Genomic DNA, 1,955 nt, shown 5'->3' on the forward strand with positions numbered 1-1,955 from the left:
TAGTGAGGGTGTTGCACACATGTCTGATCCTTCAGAAATTTTGATCCTTACAAATCAATCGTCTCCTGAAGGCTATTTCTGTTGCAACCCCTCACTTTTCATCAGCCAACCTGTAAAAGCCCCAAAAAAAGCTGCTTCCTACTGGCCTACGAGAGCACGTATCCAGTATCAACAATATACTGCCCGTACTGGTTGAATCGGGACGCTACCTGACAAAACATTCAGGCTGGAATTCTATCCAATTCAGAACTGACTACAAAAATCAGGTCACCTATTTTCATCAAACATCGCGCAACAAAAGAAAGGGCTCTGAAAGACCTGAATTCATCACTTACCCTCTTCCTGACGAAGGTTGGCTACCCGATCATCATTTACCGGACTTACTGACTGATGAGCTTGACCGTCAACTCTCTGAATCCGGTTTTTCCACTCCCAGTCCGGTGTTCGTAGGCTTTATTCCTGAATCAGTAGCTGACCCTCTGGTTGAACACTCGTTGTTTCTGGACAGTGATGAAATTGTAGATATGATCCACGGCAAAAACACCCACCAGCTGCAGGTTATCTCCAGTCAAAAAGCAAAAGTGCTGGATAAGGATTTACTTCATGAAGTCATGAATATAAACGGCTGGGGTTCTGTGTTTGACATGGATCTTTATACCAATGATAAAGATCATCCCATGTGGCTATGGAACAAATATACCTGGTATCCCTTGCGCCTGAGTTACTTCCCGACCCATTTTATGCAATTCACAATGCGCAGCCCTCAGAGCATTCATCTTCCTTTATTAACAGGGAGCTTTTCCGCAGCCTTAACCCAAGCGCTGGAAAGACAACCTGCCAGCACGGTTAAAACAGCTCTGGGTTTGACTGAAGTGCAGGACGTTTCTGAAGGCATAGAAGCCATTAGAACTCTTGAAGACTATACCCGTTACCGGCATTTCCAAATGCAGCACCAAGTTTACCAGACGCTTCTGGCTTCAGGTGGATGCATCAGTTTCAGGGACTTTATTCAGGACCAATACCAGCATAAAAGAATACTCAACCTGGGACTCACTCCCATCCGAAAATACGCCATAAAAAAATCCATTGAAAGTAATCTGAAAGACCCCAGTTCACAGGTATTTGGTATTCGGGAAAGTGGTACTAATGCAACGGTCCATGCAATCAATGGGTCAATGATGAGCGAAAAAATGTTCTTTCACGCCTTTATCGTACTCAAGAAGGCTTCCAACGGGGCCTATTACCAGAAGGTTCTGGAAATACTGAAGGAAATGAGTAACAGGAAAGAACCGCTGACCAAAAGTTAACGAAGCGATGAACACTCCATCTTTATAGCTTGGAGTGTTCATATTATTGACCTGTTTTTTTCCCGGGCCCTTTCTTCGACGTTGCTTTGCCTATCGCACCCGATGCCGCCAACCCCATGAGACGCTGAAATTTTGGGCATTCCAGATGACTGGGGGCAGAACACTCTGCAGCGTGTCTCAAACCATTACGCATGGCCGTCAACTGTTTAATGGATTTATCCAGCTCGTCCGCCTTGTCTGACAGCATTTTCCGATCGATATCGGGCTGACCGTCCACTCCCAGCATGGGTGCTATTTCATCGAGAGAAAACCCGGCTGTTCGTCCCAAGGCAATTAAAGCAAGACGCTCCAGGACATTGGCGCCGAACACCCGGTGCAGTCCCCGCCGGCCAATGGACTTAATCAATCCTTTCTCTTCGTAATACCGGAGCGTAGAAGCAGGCACTCCGGAACGTTTAACGACCTCTGAAATATCCATAACCGCACCTTGACCTCAAGTCGACTTTAAGTTGTAGGCTAACACTAGGAGCCTGTCGGACTTAAGACTATTTCGGCCTAAATTCCAGAAAGAACGGCCCAATTATTCGATGAATTCGATTAAATAGGTCAACTATTCTCACGAATCCATCGAAGCTGTCTAGAACGCTC

At 46.0% G+C, this 1,955-nt stretch carries 2 protein-coding genes; one reads left to right on the top strand and one right to left on the bottom strand.

Going from position 1 to position 1,955, the window contains the following annotated elements; translation table 11 throughout:
• The first annotated feature begins 440 nt into the window (after nt 1-440).
• Nucleotides 441-1,307 (top strand): hypothetical protein, encoded by an 867-nt coding sequence (locus ACR2PX_RS08110; RefSeq protein ID WP_433998852.1) that lies wholly within the window; start codon nt 441-443, stop codon nt 1,305-1,307.
• A 43-nt stretch (nt 1,308-1,350) separates the two neighbouring features.
• Here the strand turns inward: ACR2PX_RS08110 and ACR2PX_RS08115 are convergent, their stop codons facing one another.
• Complete coding sequence (locus tag ACR2PX_RS08115) at nt 1,351-1,785, bottom strand: helix-turn-helix domain-containing protein (protein WP_433998853.1); 435 nt, start codon at nt 1,783-1,785, stop codon at nt 1,351-1,353.
• Between the last annotated feature and the right edge of the window lie 170 nt (nt 1,786-1,955).

Origin of the sequence: Endozoicomonas sp. (genome assembly GCF_051008435.1) — a bacterium.
Classification (GTDB): domain Bacteria; phylum Pseudomonadota; class Gammaproteobacteria; order Pseudomonadales; family Endozoicomonadaceae; genus Endozoicomonas_A.

Coding starts and splice junctions, on each gene's coding strand:
- ACR2PX_RS08115 (WP_433998853.1), bottom strand. CDS start 1,785: ATGGATATTTCAGAGGTCGTTAAACGTTCCGGAGTGCCTGCTTCTACG.